The 19,047-nt window shown below is 73.5% G+C and carries 16 protein-coding genes; 10 read left to right on the top strand and 6 right to left on the bottom strand.

The features are described 5' to 3' along the window. Window positions 1-51: 51 nt before the first annotated feature. The gene (locus ABFT23_RS10585) at window positions 52-597 is read left to right on the top strand and encodes a hypothetical protein (protein WP_347894938.1); all 546 of its coding nucleotides are present in this window, start codon (window positions 52-54) and stop codon (window positions 595-597) included. On the opposite strand, the gene ABFT23_RS10580 is transcribed toward ABFT23_RS10585, so the two are convergent. From ABFT23_RS10580 to ABFT23_RS10565, 4 genes are all read right to left on the bottom strand, one after another. Beyond that, window positions 588-1,415, bottom strand: a complete 828-nt coding sequence (locus ABFT23_RS10580) for a formate dehydrogenase accessory sulfurtransferase FdhD (protein WP_347894937.1) — start codon at window positions 1,413-1,415, stop codon at window positions 588-590. The genes ABFT23_RS10585 and ABFT23_RS10580 overlap by 10 nt on opposite strands. Beyond that, on the bottom strand, window positions 1,412-3,874 hold the full coding sequence (gene pepN, locus ABFT23_RS10575) for an aminopeptidase N (RefSeq protein WP_347894936.1): 2,463 nt from the start codon (window positions 3,872-3,874) through the stop codon (window positions 1,412-1,414). The genes ABFT23_RS10580 and pepN overlap by 4 nt, the downstream gene beginning before the upstream one ends. Window positions 3,875-3,934: 60 nt before the next feature. Then, window positions 3,935-4,786 (bottom strand): CAP domain-containing protein, encoded by an 852-nt coding sequence (locus ABFT23_RS10570; RefSeq protein ID WP_347894935.1) that lies wholly within the window; start codon window positions 4,784-4,786, stop codon window positions 3,935-3,937. A 292-nt stretch (window positions 4,787-5,078) separates the two neighbouring features. Then, a complete protein-coding gene (locus ABFT23_RS10565; RefSeq protein WP_347894934.1) occupies window positions 5,079-5,360 on the bottom strand; it encodes a Fe-S cluster assembly protein HesB in 282 nt (93 codons plus the stop codon). A 114-nt stretch (window positions 5,361-5,474) separates the two neighbouring features. Here ABFT23_RS10565 and ABFT23_RS10560 point away from each other — a divergent pair, with 114 nt between their 5' ends. Next, complete coding sequence (locus tag ABFT23_RS10560; RefSeq protein ID WP_347894932.1) at window positions 5,475-5,951, top strand: OsmC family protein; 477 nt, start codon at window positions 5,475-5,477, stop codon at window positions 5,949-5,951. Between the two features lie 42 nt (window positions 5,952-5,993). On the opposite strand, the gene ABFT23_RS10555 is transcribed toward ABFT23_RS10560, so the two are convergent. Beyond that, window positions 5,994-7,322, bottom strand: a complete 1,329-nt coding sequence (locus ABFT23_RS10555) for a peptidylprolyl isomerase (RefSeq protein WP_347894930.1) — start codon at window positions 7,320-7,322, stop codon at window positions 5,994-5,996. An 84-nt stretch (window positions 7,323-7,406) separates the two neighbouring features. On the opposite strand from ABFT23_RS10555, the gene ABFT23_RS10550 reads away from it, so the two are divergent. From ABFT23_RS10550 to ABFT23_RS10540, 3 genes are all read left to right on the top strand, one after another. Then, window positions 7,407-8,273, top strand: a complete 867-nt coding sequence (locus tag ABFT23_RS10550) for an LLM class F420-dependent oxidoreductase (protein WP_347894929.1) — start codon at window positions 7,407-7,409, stop codon at window positions 8,271-8,273. Continuing rightward, window positions 8,260-9,000, top strand: coding sequence for a sortase domain-containing protein (locus ABFT23_RS10545; RefSeq protein WP_347894927.1), 741 nt, complete (start codon window positions 8,260-8,262; stop codon window positions 8,998-9,000). Before ABFT23_RS10550 ends, ABFT23_RS10545 begins: the two co-directional genes overlap by 14 nt. Window positions 9,001-9,075: 75 nt before the next feature. Further along, window positions 9,076-12,864: a M12 family metallo-peptidase gene (locus ABFT23_RS10540; RefSeq protein WP_347894925.1), complete on the top strand. Its 3,789-nt coding sequence runs from the start codon at window positions 9,076-9,078 to the stop codon at window positions 12,862-12,864. Between the two features lie 48 nt (window positions 12,865-12,912). On the opposite strand, the gene ABFT23_RS10535 is transcribed toward ABFT23_RS10540, so the two are convergent. Then, complete coding sequence (locus ABFT23_RS10535; protein ID WP_347894923.1) at window positions 12,913-14,166, bottom strand: glycosyl hydrolase family 18 protein; 1,254 nt, start codon at window positions 14,164-14,166, stop codon at window positions 12,913-12,915. Between the two features lie 137 nt (window positions 14,167-14,303). Between ABFT23_RS10535 and ABFT23_RS10530 the strand changes: the two genes are divergently transcribed. From ABFT23_RS10530 to ABFT23_RS10510, 5 genes are all read left to right on the top strand, one after another. Continuing rightward, window positions 14,304-14,633 carry a VOC family protein gene (locus tag ABFT23_RS10530; protein ID WP_347894921.1) on the top strand — a complete coding sequence of 110 codons (330 nt, stop codon included), beginning with the start codon at window positions 14,304-14,306 and terminating at the stop codon, window positions 14,631-14,633. 52 nt (window positions 14,634-14,685) lie between these two features. Beyond that, window positions 14,686-15,522, top strand: a complete 837-nt coding sequence (locus ABFT23_RS10525) for an alpha/beta fold hydrolase (protein ID WP_347894919.1) — start codon at window positions 14,686-14,688, stop codon at window positions 15,520-15,522. A 105-nt stretch (window positions 15,523-15,627) separates the two neighbouring features. Then, window positions 15,628-16,989: a hypothetical protein gene (locus ABFT23_RS10520; RefSeq protein WP_347894917.1), complete on the top strand. Its 1,362-nt coding sequence runs from the start codon at window positions 15,628-15,630 to the stop codon at window positions 16,987-16,989. After that, the gene (locus ABFT23_RS10515; protein WP_347894915.1) at window positions 16,986-17,909 is read left to right on the top strand and encodes a methylenetetrahydrofolate reductase; all 924 of its coding nucleotides are present in this window, start codon (window positions 16,986-16,988) and stop codon (window positions 17,907-17,909) included. Before ABFT23_RS10520 ends, ABFT23_RS10515 begins: the two co-directional genes overlap by 4 nt. After that, window positions 17,906-18,706: a 2-phosphosulfolactate phosphatase gene (locus ABFT23_RS10510; protein WP_347894912.1), complete on the top strand. Its 801-nt coding sequence runs from the start codon at window positions 17,906-17,908 to the stop codon at window positions 18,704-18,706. The genes ABFT23_RS10515 and ABFT23_RS10510 overlap by 4 nt, the downstream gene beginning before the upstream one ends. Window positions 18,707-19,047: the final 341 nt, after the last annotated feature.

Genomic DNA, 19,047 nt, shown 5'->3' with positions numbered 1-19,047 from the left:
ACGGTGCCCTCCGACGCCCTAGCCTTCGTCGTCCGGACGGAGGGGGTGTACGTGGACGGACGACAGCGACGGAAGCTCGTGCTGGAGCTGACCAGCCTGACGGCCGTGATCGCCTCGTCGGTCGGCTTCTCGGGGGCGTTCGTGGCGCACTGGGGCGCCGGCGCCAGCGGGCGCCTGGCGGCGACGACCGCCGTGGTGGTCCTCCTGCTGTGGACGGCGGTCCGCCTGCGACGTCCGCCGGTGCCGAAGCCGTGGAGCGTGGAGGACCTCTGCCCGGACGCCGGTGGCGTCGACGAACCCGTGGAGGAGAGCCGCCGCGCCCGGGTGACGGGGTGGCTCATCGCCCTGGTGGTCGTCGGTGGGTTCTTCGTGCTCGCGATCGCGGTGCGCTTCTTCGTCCCCCTCTGGGTGGTGCTGGGGTTCGCGATCCTCGACAGCAGCTCGGCGCTCGGCGACGTCATGATCGCGGCCATGTGCACCGTCGCGGTCGGGCTGGGCGTCGAGTGGGGGATCGTCGAACCCCTGTCCCGGCGGTGGGACGTCGACGTCGACGGGGTCATCGGGATCCCCGCGGACCTCGGTCCGGCTCAGGCGTAGCGCACGACCCGGTCGGCCGAGGCGAACCCGTAGAGCACGAGCCCGGCACGCCGGGCGAGGTCGACCGCGAGGCTCGTGGGCGCACCGACCGCGACCAACGCGCCGGTGCCGACCGCGACCGCCTTCTGCACGAGCTCGAACCCGGCGCGGCCGCTGACCACCAGGCAGGCGCCGGCGACGGGCTCGCCCGCGAGCAGCCGGGCCCCGGTGACCTTGTCGACGGCGTTGTGGCGACCGACGTCCTCGCGGACGACGAGCAGCTCGCCGGCCGCTGTGGCGAGGCCGGCCGCGTGCACGCCGCCCGTGCGGTCGAAGACCCGCTGGTGCGCGCGCAGCGCGTCGGGCAGGCCGCGCACGACCTCGGACGACGGCAGCCCGGCCGACCAGGGCGGGCCCGTGGTGGTCAGGGCGGAGTCGACGCTGTCGCGCCCGCACACCCCGCAGGCCGACGAGCCGGCCGAGAGCGCGTCGTGCTGGTGGGGCAGGACCGTCGGCGCCTGGTCGAGCGTGACCGTGACGACGTTGAACTCCTGGTCGGGGGCCAGGGTCACGTCGGTGCAGTAGGCCACCCCGTGCACGGCCCCGGGCGCGGCCGGGGCGAGGCCCTCGTGGACCGCCCAGCCGGCGGCGAGCTCGAAGTCGTGCCCGGGGGTGCGCATGGTGACCCACACGCGGCGGGCGGGCGCGCCGGGCCACTGGAGACGGATCTCGAGGGGCTCCTCGGTGACGACCCGGTCCTCGCGGCCACGCTCGACGTCGTCGCGCAGCTCGGTGACCCGCAGGCGCACCGAGGGACCCGGGCGTCGCTCGCTCGTCATGCCGCAGCGACCGGGTAGGCGGCCCGGACGGCCAGACGCCGGGCGAGCACGTCGGCCTGATCGGCCACGCGGCGGTGCACCGCCGGCTCGAGCACGCCGGCCCCGAGCAGGGCGTGTGCGCTCTCGAGGGTCTCGGTGTCGACGCGGGTCCGTGGGAAGAACGCCTCGGCGGCGAGCGCCAGCACCCATCCCGACCGGACGGCGGAGGTGCCCGGCAGCTCGGCGAAGTAGCGCTCGACGTAGGGGTCGGTGAGCTCGCGCTGGGTGCCCTGCCACAGGCCGTGGCCGGCTGCTTCGAGCTCGTAGTTCGCGACATCGAGCTCGCCGGTGAACATGCGCCAGGCGAGCTGCTTGGCCTCGGGCGTGGGCAGCGACGTCGACGCCCGCACGTGCTGCACGCGGGTGCTGGCCGTAGGGTCGTCGGCCAGGGCGGCGTCGAGCGCCGCCTGGTCGGTGCCGCCGAGCGTGGCCAGCTGCACCAGCAGCCGCCACCGGACGTCGGAGTCGGGCTCGACGCCCTCGGGCGTGTCGACCAGCCACGAGCGGAGCAGGTCGACGTCGTCGGCGGTGCGGACGGCGGCCCGGAACGCGGCGAGCTGGTGCTCGGAGCCCGGTTCGAGGTCGGCGACGAGCCCGGCCGCGGCGTCGTGGACCCGCGCCCGCGAGCCGGGGGCTGCGGCGGGCAGCACCTCGGCCAGCACCCAGGGCACCGTGTGCCGGGCGGTGTCCTCGGTGTCGGCGACCGGGAAGGCCGCGACGAGCAGGTCGACGACGGCGTCGGGGGCCACGCGGGCCATGCTGAAGCCGCTCTTGACGTTGTTCCAGGCGCCGGCGCGCACGGCGTCGTCGGTCAGGCGCGGCAGCTCGGAGACCAGGGCCGCGACGGTCTGACGGTCGGGGACGTAGACGCCCCAGCTCACCTCGTGCGGATCGACGAGCACGGCCGTCGTGCCGTCGGCTTCGATCGGACAGGGTGTCGTGTCGTCCTGGACCGCCAGCGGCGTGCTGGTGACGGCGCCGGCGCGGAGGGTGACGACGTCGAGCCGGTGGGTGCGGTCGGCCGGGTGCCCGGACGGCGGCGTGCGGTGCAGCACGGCGGTCTCGCGGTCGACCGAGAGTATGTCGGGGCCGGCCGTGCGCAGCCACTGGTCGACCACGGGAGCGAGGTCGTCGGCGCCGGCCCGCTCCCACGAGGCGAACAGGTCGTGCATCGTCGCGTTGCCGAACCGGTGACGCGTGAGGTGGTCGACCACGCCGGCGAAGAAGACGTCGTCGCCGAGCGACGTCGCGAGCTGGCGCAGGATGCTCGAGCCCTTGGCGTAGGAGATGCCGTCGAAGTTCTGCAGGGCGACGATCGCGTCGACTGCCCCGTTGCCCGCCACCGGGTGCGTCGTCGCGCGTTGGTCGGCGGTCAGGCCCCACTGCCGCCGGGCCCACGAGACGTGGGTCCAGGCGTCGGCGTACCGGGTGACGTCGGCGGTGACCCGGTTGCCCATGTACTCGGCGAACGACTCGTTGAGCCACAGGTCGTCCCACCAGGCCGGCGTGACGATGTTGCCGAACCACTGGTGGGCCATCTCGTGGGCCACGGTCGTCGCACGGTGGATCCGGGTGCCGCGCGTGACCCGGGTGTCGAAGACCATCTGGTCGCGGAACGTGACGCAGCCCGGGTTCTCCATCGCGCCGGCGTTGAACTCCGGCACGAACGCCTGGTGGTAGTCGCCGAACGGGTAGCGGATGCCGAACCGGCGGTGGTACTCGTCGAAGCACTGCCGGGTGAGGGTGAGCAGCTCGTCGGCGTCCTTGTCGAGGTGGACGGCGAGACTCTGCCGCGCGCTCAGCCCGAGCGGGATGCCGTCGTGCTCGTCGCGGATGACGTGGTAGGGCCCGGCGACGACCGTGACGACGTAGGTCGACAGCGGCTGCGTCGGCCCGATCTCCCAGGTGCCGGGCTCGGGGTTGGTGGCCGGGGCGTTGCCCACGACGACCCAGTCGTGCGGGGCGCGTACGTGCAACGTGTACGGCGCCTTGAGGTCGGGCTGGTCGAAGCACGCGAAGACGGTCGGGGCGGCGTCCATGAACGACATGCCGTAGACGTAGCGGCGCCCGTCGGCCGGGTCGACGTGCAGGTGGAGGCCCTCGCCGTCGTTGCGGAACGGCATGACGGCGTCGACGACGAGCACGTTCGTGCCGGCGACCGTGAGGATCGGCAACCGTCCACCGTCGAGGGTGTCGACGTCGACCGGCGCACCGTTGAGCCTGATCGACCTCACCCGCGTCGGCTTGAGGTCGACGAACGTGGCGCCGCCCCGGCTCTCGAAGGTGATGGAGGTGACCGAGCCGAAGACCTCGGCGTCGGAGGCGAGGTCGAGCGCGACGTCGTAGGCGGTGACGTCGAGCAGCTCGCGGCGCGCGAGCGCCTCGGTGTGGAGCAGTGCGCGGGCCGAGGAGACGCTCATGGGCCCACCCTAGGAGCAGCCTCCTGGGGTGGGCCCACGTGCGGGGGGAACCGTGGTGGGTCAGCGGGTGCCGAACTCCTGCACCCAGTAGTGGCCCCACTGCGAGTCGGCGTCGAAGGCGTAGCCCACGCCGATCTCGGTGAAGCGACCCATGATGTTCTGGCAGTGCCCGGGGCTGTCGAGCCAGCCCTGGACGACGTCGGCCGCGGCGCGGTAGCCGGCGGCGATGTTCTCGCCGTAGCTGCGCCAGTCGTAGCCGGCGTCCTCGAGCCGGTCGCCGGGGTCGTCGCCGTTGGGGCTGGTGTGCGAGAAGTAGTCCCGGGCGGCCATGTCCTGTGCGTGGCTCGCGGCCGCGGCGCTCAGCCTGGTGTTCACGCTGAGGGCCGGCACGGCGGGGTAGTATGTCCCGCCGCAGCGGCGTCCGAGCGCCCGGGCCTCGTTGACCAGCGTCACCACGGTGGTGAGCGTCGGGGTGAGCACGGCCTGGTCGGCGGCGGGACGGACGACGGTGACCAGCCGGCCTCGGGTGACGACGGCGGCGCGGCGGCCCGCCTTCGGGACCAGCACCCGCAGCGCGACCTTGGCAGCGGCCCGTGGCGCTCGCCAGGTGAGCGCCGCGCGCCCGGTGCCGGCCGACCGGACGGCGTCCACCGTGCGCCAGGCGCTGCCGACCCGCCGCTGCAGCTGCACCGGGCGGGCGCCGCCGCTGACCCGGACGCGGGTGACGAGCACCGCACCGGGCTTGACCGTCGCCGGCGTGGTGGGCCACCCGCTGACCCAGCCCGCCCGACGCTCGACCGTGGCCCCGGGGCCGTCGGCGGCGTGCGCGAGCGGCGCCGGCAGCGACAGGGCCGCGAGGGCCAGGAGGAGAAGGGCGACCGAGAGGACCGCCCGGTGGGGGGTGGGGGGCATGCCGACCACTGTCCGCGACGCCGGCCCCCGGCGGAACACCCGCCGGTCGGTCCTGACCAGGCGTTCTGGAGGTCTGGCCGGGGTGACTAGTCCCTGGTGGCCGAACGGAGGACGTCGACGGGGCTGATGGGGCTGATGGGACTGGTGTGACTTCTGGGACCAACCATGAGGATCGGCTGTGGATCGCCCGTGTCCGGGACGAGGGGAAGCCGCCTGTCGGTGTTGCCCCGCCGGGCACGACGACGGGACCCGATCCGGGCGGATCGGGTCCCGTCGCGAGGGAGGAGCAGCCTCAGCCCTGGTAGGCGAGCGCGAACTCCACCCGCCCCTCGTCGTCGACCGCGGCGTCGAGGACCTTGTCGTCGAGGAGCTCGGCGGCACGCTCGTCGAGGAAGACCGTGGCTCCGGCCTGCTCGACGACCTGGTCGTCGGGCGCGGCACCCTCGGCGGGCGCGATCGCGAACGACGACGGGTCGGCGTCGCTGGTGATGCGGAGCCCGGCGCCGTCGCCGAAGCCGGGCTGGTGGGTGATGTCGCGGACGATCGTGCTGGCGTTCTCGGTGAGGGTGAGCATGCTCGCCTTCCGTCGGGTCCTGCCGTGTCGTTCTCTGACCCCTCCACCGTGACGAACTCGGCCGCCTCGTTCAAGGCGGGCCCGGCCCGCGCGTGTCGTGGCACGCTGTCGTCCATGCCCGAGACGCCCTCCGACCAGCCCACCCACCAGCCCGCTCGGCCCGCCGAGAGCTATCGCAGCGTCACCCTGACCCGCACGGGCCAGGGCGCCTTCACGATCGTCAACGCGGCGGGTGGCCGCATCGACGTGGGCGGCTCCGAGACCGACTTCACGCCGGTCGAGCTGCTGCTCGCCGCCCTCGCCGGCTGCGCGGCGGTCAACGTCGAGGAGCTCACCGGACGCCGGGCCGAGCCGACGCGGTTCGACGTCGTCGCCGAGGGTCACAAGGTGCGCGACGAGACCGGCGGGCGCATGGAGCAGCTACGGCTGCTGTTCGACACCGCGTTCCCCGAGGGGGAGGGAGGCGACAAGGCGCGCGCGATGCTGCCGCGGTTCCTGCAGCAGACCCACGACCGCATCTGCACGGTCTCACGCACCGTCGGTCTCGGCACCGACGTCGCCTACGAGCTCGTCCCCGACGAGACGGCGTGATGCCCCGTCGTCCGGGCATGACCGGACGCCGGCCGGCTCCGTTCAGCCGACGTCGATGCCCATGAACGTGATCGTGGTCGCGGGCGGGCCGTCGGGCCCGCCGCCCTGCACACCGGCGCGCGCGACCTTCTCGACGGTCTGCAGGCCGCGCGGGGCGACGGTGCCGAAGACCGTGTAGTCGGGCCCGAGCGCCGAGTCGCCGTAGACGATGAAGAACTGGGACCCGTTGGTGTCGGGGCCGGCGTTGGCCATGGCGAGCGTGCCCGTGCCGTAGGTCTCCGTGCCGTCGAGCTCGTCGGGGAAGGAGTAGCCCGGGCCGCCGGAGCCGGTGGCCGTCGGGTCGCCACACTGCAGCACGAGGATGCCCTGCGTCGTCAGTCGGTGGCACGTGGTGCCGTCGTAGAAGCCCTGCTCGGCCAGCGAGACGAACGAGCCGACCGTGCACGGCGTGCGGGCGGCGTCGAGGACGACGGGGATCGGGCCCTGGTCGGTGCGGATCGTCGCCTTCACCTCGCCCTGCTGCGTCGGCTCGGCCGGCGGCAGGGTGGCGGCGTCGGGGGAGCCGTCGGGCACGTAGGAGCAGGTGCCCGAGGCGGGCTCGGTCGTGGACGGCGCCGACGGCGCGGCCGGGGTGCCGGCGGTGGCCTCGCCCACCTCGACGAACTCGATGTCGACCGGGGTGACGGGCGCCCCGTCGCCGGTGTCGGGGTCGGTGCCGGCCTCGGCGATCTTCGACACGACGTCGATCGAGGCCTGGTCGATGGTGCCGAAGACCGTGTAGGCCGGGTCGAGCTGGGTGTCCTGGTAGACGACGAAGAACTGCGAGCCGTTGGTCGCGGGCCCGGCGTTGGCCATCGCGAGGGTGCCGGCCGGGTAGGTCTCGGAGCCGCTGAGCTCGTCGGCGTAGGTGTAGCCCGGGCCGCCGCTGCCGGTGCCCGTCGGGTCGCCGCACTGGAGCACGTAGATGCCCTGGGTGGTGAGCCGGTGGCAGGCGGTGTCGTCGTAGTAGCCCTGGCTGGCGAGCGAGGTGAAGGAGTTGACCGTGCACGGGGCCGCGGCGGCGTCGAGCGTGGCGTCGAGGTCGCCGGCGCTGGTCTCGATGGTGACCTGCACCGAGCCCGAGTAGGCGGCGGTCGCGGCCGGCGGCTCGACGTCCTCCGCCGCGTCGCCGCCGACGACGTACTCGCACGGTGCCCCGGACGGGTCCTCCGGCTGGGGGGCGTGGGTCCGCGCCGACGCGTCGGTGTCGGTACCGCCGCTGCTGCCGCCACTGCTGCTGCCGTCGTCGCCGCCCTCGTCGCCGCACGCGGCGAGGCCGAGGGCGAGCACGAGCACGGCCGAGGCGCCGAGGGTCCGGGTCATCCGTCGCATGCGGGTGATCGTAGGTGAGCCTCCTGGGGACGTCCGTCCCGCGGTCCGGGCCCGCGCTACCGGAGCCCGCCTACGCTGGGGGACGTGGAACTCGGTGTGCACTACGCGAACTTCAGCCACCCCGACTGGGCGGACCGACTCGAGGAGCGGCTCACCGAGACCGCTCGCGTGGCCGACGAGGGCGGTGTCTCGCTGCTCACCCTCATGGACCACTGGTTCCAGATGGAGGAGATGGGCGGTCCGTCCGAGCCGATGCTCGAGGGCTACACCACCCTCGGCTACCTGGCCGCCGTCACCGAGCGGGTCCGCCTCAGCCTGCTGGTCACCGGGGTCACCTACCGCCACCCCGGCCTGCTGGCCAAGCAGGTCACCACGCTCGACCGCCTCTCGCGCGGCCGGGCCATGCTCGGCATCGGCGCGGCCTGGTACGACCGCGAGCACGCCGGGCTCGGCGTCCCGTTCCCGTCGACCTCCGAGCGCTTCGAGCGGCTGGAGGAGGCGCTCGAGGTCTGCCTGCAGATGTGGGGCGACGACGAGGGCGCCTACGAGGGCAGCCACTACCGGCTCGCCGAGACGGTCAACGTGCCCCCGGTGCGGCAGCGGCCGCACCCGCCGATCCTGATCGGGGGAGCGGGGGAGAAGAAGACGCTGCGTCTCGTCGCGAAGCACGCCCAGATGTGCAACCTGTTCAGCGAGGGCACCGACGTCGTCGCCCACAAGCTCGACGTCCTGCGCCGGCACTGCGACGACGCCGGCACCGACTACGACGCCATCGAGAAGAGCATCATCTGGATGGGCGACACCACCGACCCCGACGCCTTCCTCACCGAGATGTCCGGCTACGCGCCCCTCGGCATCCAGACCGTCGTGGTCGTGCCCGGCGGCGACGACCCCGTCGCGTGGACCACCGACATGGTGGAGAAGGTGCTGCCGCGCCTTGCCGACCTCTAGGGTCCGGGTCGCGGCCGCCGTCGGCGCGGCGGCGCTGCTGCTGCCCGGTTGCTCGGCCGCCGACGGCGAGGACGCCGAGCGCGGCCCTGCCCCGTCGACCAGCCCGTCGACGGGCCCGTCGTCCACCGACGCTCCGGCCACGGCGACACCGTCCGACGAGGTCGTGACCCCCGCGCCAGCACCCGAGCCGCCGCCCTACGTCGTCAGCGACGGCCGGGCCCGCGACGCCCGGATGAGCATCCCGGCGCTCGGCATCACCGACCTCGAGGTGCAGACCTACCGCGGCTTCACCGACGACGCGCCCGGCCACGCCATCCAGAACACCGGCATCGCCGCCAGCCCGTCCGGACCGCGCGGTGGCACCGGCCCCGGCGGCGTCGGCAACTACCAGGTGACCGGGCACCGCACGTCGTCCACCAGGATCTTCGAGTTCCTGCCCGACCTGCGTCGCGGCGAGAAGGTGCTCGTCACCGCCGGCGACACGACCTACGTCTACCGGGTGACCACCACCCGGATCACCTCGTTCCGGTCCGAGCGGTCGCTGCGCGAGCAGCGCGCGGCCGTGCCCGGTCGCCCGGGCGCCGAGCCGACGCGGGCGATGATCACCATCTCGACCTGCCGCACGCAGGAGGACCACGCCGAGGGCAACTACTGGTCCGACGAGTTCGACAACCCCGAGCACCGCATCGACAAGATCGGTGTGCTGGTCCGCACCCGGCCGGCCTGAGTCGAAAGTCCGCACGACGTCCGCGGCGGGCACTACCGTGCGAGTCCGGTCGATCGAAGGACTCCTGTGCCCCGCTTGCGTTCCCTGCTCGTCCCGGCCCTCACGTGGGGCCTCGTCGCCACCGGCCTGTCCGTGCTGCCGGTCGCCACCGCCCAGGACGCGCCCGCGCCCGACGCCGCCGGCGCAGAGGCTGCACCGCAGGTCTGGACGCCGATCGACGCCCTGCCGGCACGACGCGGCGCCCAGCGGCGACGGGTCGCGCCCACCGACCACGCGGCCTACCGGCTCGACCTGTCCCGGCTCCAGAGCCGCCTCGCCCAGGCGCCCGCCGAGACGTCGTCCTCCGCGCCGGTCGTGGTCGCCGTCCCGGCGCCGAGCGGCGAGCTGGTCGAGTTCGCGGTCACCGAGTCGCCGGTCATGCAGGCCGGGCTCGCAGCGGACTTCCCCGAGATATCCACCTGGGCCGGGCGGACGACGTCCGGGGAGCCGGCGAGCATCCGGCTCGACGTGACGCCGATGGGCTTCCACGCCTCGGTGCACGGCGCCGGCGCCTCGTGGTACGTCGACCCGGCCTACAACGGGCTCGACCAGGGGGCGAGCGCGCCCTACGTCTCCTACCTCGCTGACGACCTGCCGGCCCGCATGTCGCCGCTCGTGGAGCCGGACGAGGTTGACGGGGCGACCCCGGCCCTGCCGCCGGTGGCGCGACGCGTGGGTGAGGGCCCGGGTGCCGTGGCGATCCAGCGCACCTACCGGCTCGCGCTCGTCACCGACGACACCTACGCCGCGCACTTCACCTCCTCGACCGACCCGGCCGTCGTGAACGCCGTCGTCACGGCCGAGAAGGTCACGCTGGTCAACCGGGTCAACCACATCTACGGCAACGACCTCTCGATCCGGCTGCTGCTGGTCGACGACACGGTCGAGACCAACCTCAACACGCCGGCCGCGATGTACGGCCCGAACGGCCCGTGCGGGGCCGTCGCCTGCTACACGACCGCCATGGTGTCCGCCGGCTGCGGAAGCGACCTCCTCGACCGCAACCGCCTCGTCGTCGGACAGCTCGTCGGCGCCGAGAGCTACGACGTCGGGCACATCGGGCTCGGTCTGAACGGCGGTGGTCTGGCCGGCCTCGGCGTGGTCGGCACGTACGACAAAGCGGCCGGATGCACCGGCATCAGCGTGCCCGACGGCGACCTGTACGCCGTCGACTACGTCGCGCACGAGCTCGGCCACCAGTTCTCCGGCAACCACACCTTCAACGGCACGACGACCAACTGCTCCGGCGGCAACCGCAACGCCAGCACCTCGGTCGAGCCCGGCTCCGGCTCGTCGGTGATGGCCTACGCCGGCATCTGCGGCTCCGACAACCTGCAGAACCACAGCGACCCGTACTTCAGCCAACGCTCCCAGGCCGAGGTCGCCGCGTTCACCCGGCAGTCGCCCGACGACGACAACGAGGTGCAGGACGTCGCGGTCAGCGGCTTCTCCGGCACCATGACGATCTCCTACGGCGGCGCGCCCGTGACGGTCGGCAGCTACACCGCCGCCGGTGTCGAGGCCGCGGTCGAGGCGGCCGAGCCGAGCAGCGCCACCGCCACCGTCACCGGCTACTGGGGCCTGTCGTCCGCCCTGACGAACGGCTTCCAGGTCGCCTGGAGCGGCACCGCCGACATCGCGACCCCGGCCGTCACCGTCTCGACGGGCTCGGCCGTCGTCGGCACCACCGACAACGGCGGCGTCGAGGACATGGGCGGCTTCGCCAACCCCGCCCCCACGGGCAACCACAACCCCGTGGTGACCGCGCCGGCAGCGAAGGCCGTCCCGATCCGCACGCCGTTCACCCTGACCGGCTCCGCCACCGACCCGGACGGCGACCCGCTGGTCTACTCGTGGGAGCAGAACGACACCGGGGCGACCCTCGGCACCGGGTTGAACAGCAACACCAAGCCGAGCGGTCCGCTCTTCCGGATCCTCGGCTCCTACGCCGACGTCACCGCGGCCGGTGCCGTGCAGTACGACTCGCCCGGCCAGAACCGGATGGGCACCAGCCCCAGCCGCTCCTTCCCCGACGTCGCCCAGGTCGCCGCCGGGGAGACCAACGCCGCCACCGGCTCGTGCCCCACGCTGAGCGGCACCGGCGTGGCCGACTCCGCCGCCCTGCGCTGCTTCTCCGAGTTCCTGCCTACCACGGCCCGCACGATGCGCTTCCGCCTCACCGCACGCGACCTCAGCGGCGCCGACGGCGGCACGTCGTTCGCCGACGTCGCCCTCACGGTCGCCGGCACCACCCCGTTCCAGGTCACCTCGCAGGGCGCGGCCACCGCGGTGACGGGCGGCACGGTCGGCTCCGTCACGTGGAACGTCGGGAGCACCTCGATCGCACCGATCTCGACGGCGAACGTCAGGGTCTCGCTCTCCACCGACGGCGGCCTGACCTTCCCGACCGTGCTGGCGGCCAGCACACCCAACACCGGCTCGGCGCCGGTCACCTGGCCGAACGTCGCGACGACCCAGGGCCGGCTCAAGGTCGAGGCCGTCGGCAACTACTTCTACGACGTCAACGACGCCGCCATCACGATCACGCCGAGCCCTCCCACGTTGACCACCGGCGGCACCGCAGCCGGTCAGGACTTCACCGCGGCTTCGTCGGATGAACTGTCCAGCGAAGCGACGATCTCGGCCAAGTCCAACACGGTCGCCGGCAGCGCGATCACGATGACGGCGTCCGGCCTGCCCGGCGGGCTCGCTCTCGTGAACACGGACACGACGGCGTCCGGCGCGACCTTCACGGTCGAAGGCAAGGCCGACGTCGACCCGGGTTCGTACCCGGTCACGGTCACGGTCTCCGACGGCCCGGGCAACGCCTCCGACCAGACCGTCGTCTTCACCGTCACCGTCGTCGCGGACGACGCCACGCTGACCTACACCGGCCCGACCGCGAGCCGAGGGGGAGAGGTCACCGTCTCGTCCACGGTCGTCGACGGCGATGCCTCGCCGGGTGCGGTCGCGGGCACGGTCACGTTCGGCGACCAGGTCGCCGCGCAGACCCTCTGCACCGCGACGGTCGTGGCCGGTGCGGCCTCGTGCACCTTCACCGCGCCCGCCTCGCGGACCTACGAGGTCACGGCCACGCTCACCTCACCGCGCTACCGCGGCACGACGTCCGAGCCCGCGGCGCTCGTCGTCACCGTGGCACCGCCGTCCGACTTGACGCCGCCCCAGACCCGGATCACCGCCGGTCCCGCTCCTGGCAGCATCCAGCTCGGCAACGCCGTCACCCTCCGCTTCGCCGCCGAGCCCGGTGCCAGGTTCGTGTGCCGGCTGCGCGGCCGTACGACGCGCTGCGACGACGGCGGGCTGAGCGTCACCGCCCCGGCCGCAGGCACCTACGACTTCCAGGTCTGGGCCTACGACGCCGCCGGCAACGTCGACACCACCCCGGCCACGCGACGCTTCTACGTCCCCGTGCGCGACCGCGCCCTGACGGTGGCCCGCGGACCGTGGAGGCGCCGCACGGCGGCGACCACCTACCGCGGCACCTACACGGCCGTGGCCCGGCGGGGCGCCGAGCTGCGCTACCGCGTCCGCGGGGCGACGTCGCTCGCGCTGGTGCTGAGCAACGGCCGTGGCTTCGGCGTGGTCGACGTCTACCTCGGTCAGCGGCGGATCGGTCGCGTGTCGGGCGACGGGCCCGCCCGCGCCCGGCGGGTCGCGGCGCTGACGTCGTTCGCCCGGCCGACCAGCGGCGTGGTCCGCATCGTGACCCGCGACGCCCGGCAGGTGCGGATCGAGGGGCTCGCCGTGCGCACCCAGGCGGTCAGCCCGCGGGTCGACGTCCGGGCCACCGGGACCACGCGGTAGCCGGGCCGGGGGAGACTCGGCCGGGGTGCGGGCCGGGGCCGACGCCGCTCAGCAGGCGCCCTGGTCTGACCAGACCTCGGCGGACCCGGGGGTCTCGCCCAGCGTCCACCAGCGGGCCAGCCAGACACGACCACCGTGGCTGGCCCGGTTGCCGCCGACGTAGGTGGTGCCGGCCGACCACGCGCTCACGCCGGCGCAGCCGGTCGGGTCGGTCGGGTCGGTCGGGTCGGTCGGGTCGGTCGGTTCGGTCGGTTCGGTCGGTTCGGTCGGTTCGGTCGGCCCACCGCCGTTCGGGAAGTCGACGAGGTGACCGCCGACCGTGGTGGCGAAGTCGTAGCCGTTGGCGGCGTCCCAGTTGATCGACCAGGTCATCGCGCCGCGGATCGTCGGGTACTGCGCGGCCGGTCGGTAGGACCCGCAGCGGGTGCCGGCGGCCAGGCAGTCGAGGGCCTGGGTGACGACGGCGGGGTCGACGTAGCCGCTGCCGGCCCCGCGCGGGGACGCGGGCAGGCCGAGTCCGACCTGGTCGGGGCGCAGGTGGCCGTCGAGCAGGATGTCGGCGAGTGCGGTCTGGAAGTCGACGGTGCCGGAGGAGTAGACCCGGCCGTCGCGTCCGACCATCGCGCCGGAGTTGTAGTACTGCGTGTTGACGACGGTGATCAGCTCGCGCACCTCGTCGATGAGGGCGAGGTAGGAGCCGCCGGGCTGCACGTAGATCGTCTCGGGCGCCATCGTGAGCACGTAGCCGGGAGAGGCGGCCGAGATCTGCCGCAGGGCCTCGCTCATGTGCTGCAGGTTCGGCGCGTTCTCGAGGTCGATGTCGACGCCGTCGAAGCCGAACTCGTCCATGAGGGCGAGCGTCGACTCGGCGAAGGCCTGACCAGCGGCCGCGTCGTTCAGGTACACGGTGCCCTTCTCGCCCCCCACCGAGATGATCACCTGTCGGTCCTCGGCCTGCAGCGCCGCGACATCGGCCTTGAGGTCGGCCTCGGTGTACCCACCGAGCTTCGCCGCGAGGTCGGGGTCGAGGTTGAAGTCGATGGCGCCCGCGCGCCCGGGGACGGCGTCGGCGAAGGCGACGGCGACGATGCCGTACTCGTCTGGCACGTCACGCAGCCGGAGCGGAGTGGCGCCGTTGTCGAAGTTCTGCCAGTAGCCGGTGAGCACGTGGGTGCGCACCGGTGCGGCCTGGGTGGGCGAGGGGGTGAGCACGACAGCGACGAGAGCACCGATCAGGGCGAGTGTCAGGGCGCCGAGGACGGCGACCGCGCGCGTGAGCGGTCGGGTGGGTCGAGTGAGCACGAGAGATCCTCCGAGAGAGTGGTCGATTAGTTCATGCAACTAACAAACCTCGCGTCGAGGACGCTACTCCGACTGACTGCGTCTGTGAAGACGCCCGGACCGGTGCACGCCGGTGCACCCGCGCGTAGCGTCGACCCATGCTGCGCATCGGAGCGATCGTCCTGCACGTGAGCGACACCGACCGGGCCGGCCGGTTCTGGGCCGGCGCACTGGGCTACCAGCACGCCGACGACTCCGACTTCCTCGAGCCGGTCGACGGGGCCGGGCCGCGGCTCCACCTCGACGACACCGACCGCACCCACCTCGACCTCTGGACGGCGGACGCCGCCGAGCAGCAGGCCGAGGTCGAGCGACTCGTCTCGCTCGGGGCCACGCGCGTCGAGTGGGACTACCCGGACGACGCCGACTTCGTCGTGCTCGCCGACCCGAGCGGCACGCTCTTCTGCATCATCGACAAGAGCGCCTGAGACCGAGGCAAACCCGTGGCCCGACCGCCCGGCCGCCTCCTAGGGTCGAGGCATGCCCCACCGCACCGAACAGCTCGTCGACGTCGCCGACGGGTACCGGCTCTGGGTCGGGACCACCGGTGACCGGGATCGTCCGCCGCTGCTGCTGATCATGGGGGCCAACGCCAGCGGACTCTGGTGGCCCGACCGTCTCGTCGACCTCCTGGCCGCCCGGCACCGGGTGATCCGCTACGACCACCGTGACACCGGACGATCGACCCACGCCTTCGACGAGCGGCCCTACCCGCTCACCGCACTCGCCGACGACGCCCTCGCCGTGCTCGACGCGCTCGACGTCGACCGCACCCACGCGGTCGGCATGTCGCTCGGTGGCACGTTGCTGCAGGTGCTGCTCGTCGACCGTCCCGAGCGGTTCCGCAGCGCCACCCTGCTGGGCACCCCGGCCCTCGACGACGTCGACGCACCCGGACCTACCGAGGCGATGCTCGAGCTGTGGGGCGCGATGGGGGAGCAGCGCACGCCGGACGACGAGCGCGCCTGGCAGGTCGAGCACTGGCGCGCCCTGAACGGCGGGCAGCTGCCGTTCGACCTCGCGGAGTTCGAGGCCCTCGAGCGGCGCGTCGCCGAGCACCGCGGCACCGCCGTCGCGGCCACCGCCCACGCCCTGGCCGACCAGTCCGGGCTCGACCGTGACCTGGGCGCGATCGAGACGCCCGTGCTCGTCGTCGAGGCCCCCGCCGACCCGGTCGCTCCGCCCCCGACCGCCACCCGCGCGGCGGCTCGGATCCCCGGCGCCCGCCTCGAGGTCGTGCCGGGCCTGGGCCACGCGCTCCCGGACGCCGTCCTCGACCAGCTGGCCGCCGCCGTGCTCGCGCACACGGCGCGCTGACGTCGTCCGCTGCTGAACGGCCGAGGCGCGCACCGTCCGGGTTTGGGTGTTGGTACGACCCGGAAGGATCGGCTGGGCCGAGCCCATCGACGCTGGAGGAACCTTGTGACCGACGACGACCGCGACTGGTCCGCCTACGAGCCCGAGCCGCAGGACGTCGGTGCGTTCGCCCGCGAGGTGGTCGCGGCCGAGGTCGAGGGCGTGTGGGACGACTACGCCGAGGTGGCCGGCCTGCCCGCGATCGCCTCGCCCGTGGGGTGGTGCGTGCCGCTGGTCGAGAACGAGGTCGACGGTGCGGAGGCGAGGGCATTCGCTCGGGTCGCCGAGGCGTCGTTGCGTCGCGAGCTCGGCGAGCCGACCGAGCGCCCGGCCGTGCCCGGCTACCGGCAGGCCACCTGGCTCGACGCCGTCGCCGTCGCCCTCGCCGCCGACCGGATCATCACCTGGGAGGTCGACGGCACCGTGGTCGCCCTGCTGCCGGTGCCGGTGCTCGACACCCTCGACCTGTGGCTCGTCACCTGCGACGTCGACGCGGCCACCGTGCCCTTGCCCGAACTGCTGGGCGACGACCTCGTGCCGGAGCCGGGGGAGGACCCGTTGGTGCAGACCCTGCGCTGGCTCGCCCGCCACGAGATCGACCTGCGCATCGAGCCCGGCGCGACGCTCGACGGCATGTTCCCCGACGGCGTGCCCGGGGCCGAGCTCGCCCGGCTGACGCCGTTCGCCGTCGTCGACGGCACCGGCTCGGTCGCCGCGACCTGGACCGACGACGACGGCCGCACGCTCGTCGTCCTGCTGGGCAGCGAGGGGGAGGCGCACGTGCTGGCCGACTCGACCCTCGACTTCGCCCGGCTCCTCGGCGTCGGCTACGACGAGGTCGCGCAGGCCGGAGGCTCCGTCGGAGGTGCCTTCGGCCCGCTGCTCGCCGCGCTCGCCCGGGCGTGGGTCTCGGAGACCTTCGACGTCACCGTGCCGTACGAGTGGGCTGCCGGAGGCCCCGACGAGTTCTCCGCGTGGGTGGCCCGCCTGCGCGGCGAGGAGCCCACCGTGCGACCGGTGCCGTCCGGCGGCATCACGGTCGACGCCCTCTCCGGCGACGTCGTCGTGCTGCTCGACGCGTTGGGCCGACGCGACGGGCTGGCCTCGGTCGTCACGCTCCTCGGGTTCCCCACGACGACGACGTCCGGGGCGCTCGAGCGGATCCTCCACCTCGACATGAACCTCACCCGTCGCGGGCCGAGGCAGATCTCGGTGCGCACGAAGCGCTACCCGCGGACGGCCGACCTGTTGGGCGACGTCCCGCTCACCTCCTCGCTCGCCGACCTGACCGGGCGGTGGGGCGAGCCCGAGCGGCAGGACGACGAGGGCGCCTGGGCCCGTTGGGTCGTCGGCGACCGTCGGCTCCACCTCGCCTTCGACGAGGACGACCGCATCCACCGCCTCACCGTGATGCTCGACGCCCCGTGACCGGCCTGGTGCAGCGGATCGGCTCGCGGGGCAGCGAGTTCCTGCTCTTCGCCCTCACGCCACCCCGGACCACCGTCGCCCCCGAGCGGGCCCGGGAGATCGCCGAGGTCACCCAGCAGCGTCTGGTGCCACTCGACCTCGACGGGCTCGTGCTCTACGACATCGACGACGAGAGCGACCGCAACCCCGCTGAACGACCGTTCCCGTTCCTGCCGACCCTCGACCCGGCAGCGTTTTGCGCCGAGCACCTGGGGGACTGGCGCACCCCCGTGGTCGTCTACCGCGCCGTCGGCAAGTACGCCGAGGCCGACCTGCGGCGGTGGCTGGAGGAGCAGGACGACGCCCGGGCCCTGACCGTGTTCGTCGGCGCCTCGTCGCGCGACGCGGTGCCGGCGACGTCGCTCGCCCGGGCCCAGGCCGTCTGGGCCGAGACGCGCCCCGACCTGCCGCTCGGGGGCGTCGCGATCCCCGAGCGACACACCCGACGCGGCGAGGAGCACCTGCGGCTGATCGCCAAGCAGCGGGCCGGGTGCTCGTTCTTCGTCACGCAGGTCGTCTACGACGTCAACGCCGCCAAGAACCTGGTCTCCGACTACCGCTACGCGTGCGTCGAGCAGGGTCTGGAGCCGGTGCCGATCGTGTTCACCTTCTCGGTGTGCGGCTCGCTGCGCACGCTGGAGTTCCTGGACTGGCTCGGGGTCGACGTGCCGCGCTGGATCCAGAACGACCTCCGCCACGCCGAGGACACGCTGCAGACGTCGTACGAGCACGCGCTGGGTGCGGCGCGGGAGCTGATCGACTACTGCCGGCGACTCGGCGTCCCGTTCGGCATCAACGTCGAGAGCGTCTCGATCCGCCTGGCCGAGATCACGGCCTCGGTCCGGCTGGCCGGCGAGCTCGGGCGGGACCTGCGCCGATGAGCGACGACGTCCCAGGCCCGTACGGCCAGGGGGAGTACGACGTCCGCCTCGACTGGGGCCCGACCGGCGCCCGGACGGCGCAGGCCGACGTGGCGGTGGTGGTCGACGTCCTGAGCTTCTCGACGTCGGTGACCGTGGCGGTCGAACGCGGCACCCGCGTGTTCCCGCTCCCGTGGCGCGACGAGCGGGCGCGGCAGTTCGCGGCCGCCCACGATGCCGTCCTCGCGGTCGGACGACGTGAGGCGACGGCGCCCGGTGCGGTGCCGGCGCCGACGCTCTCGCCGGCCGGGCTCCTGGCCGGCCCGCCGGTGGAGCGCCTCGTGCTGCCCTCGCCGAACGGCTCGACCATCGCCGCGGCGCTCGCCGACGCCGACGTGACGGTGGCGGTCGGGTGCCTGCGCAACGCCTCGGCGGTGGCCGCCTGGCTCGCCCCGGCGGTGGCCGCCGGGCGCTCGGTCGCCGTGGTCGCCGCCGGCGAGCGGTGGCGCGACGACGACTCCCTGCGGCCGGCGTTGGAGGACCACCTCGGCGCGGGCGCGATCCTGTCGGCACTCGGCGGTCTCGTCGGCGCGTCCGGCTTCAGTCCCGAGGCCCGTTCGGCGGCCGAGCTGTTCGACGCGGCCGCCGCGACGCTGACCGAGCGTCTGCACGACTGCGTCGGTGGTCGCGAGCTGCGCGACCTCGGCTTCGGGGCCGACGTCGACGTCGCGTCCTCGCTCGACGCGTCGTCCGTCGTCCCGGTGCTAGCCGACGGCGCGTTCCAGGCCGCCTCCTGGACCTCGAGGGCATCGTTCTGACCTTCGACAGTGCGCCGATAAGTGACACTAACGGCAAGCCGTTCTACTCCTGACACACGCAGGAACAGGGCCGAGACTAGCACCGTTTGAGGCTCAACGGTCAGGTTGGGCGAGACGACACAGGGTGCACGGCGGTTAGAGAATCCCTGTCAACCGTTGCGGTTTGAGTGCTAGCACTCCTAGGTGCTCGGCGTACCCGCATGCAACGATGGACCTACCCGCCACCCGCTCGCAGGGGAACTGTGACGACGCGATGAAGGGAGGGTCTGCGATGAGCGACAACCTGTGTCCGAAGCACGGTGGCAGCCTCACTGGCAGCGGTGCACCGAAGCCGCCTTGCC

It is taken from the genome of Nocardioides secundeburneus (assembly GCF_039939255.1).
GTDB lineage: Bacteria > Actinomycetota > Actinomycetes > Propionibacteriales > Nocardioidaceae > Nocardioides.
Note: the sequence above shows the minus strand (reverse complement) of the source record. Positions and strands in the feature narration are given on the sequence as shown.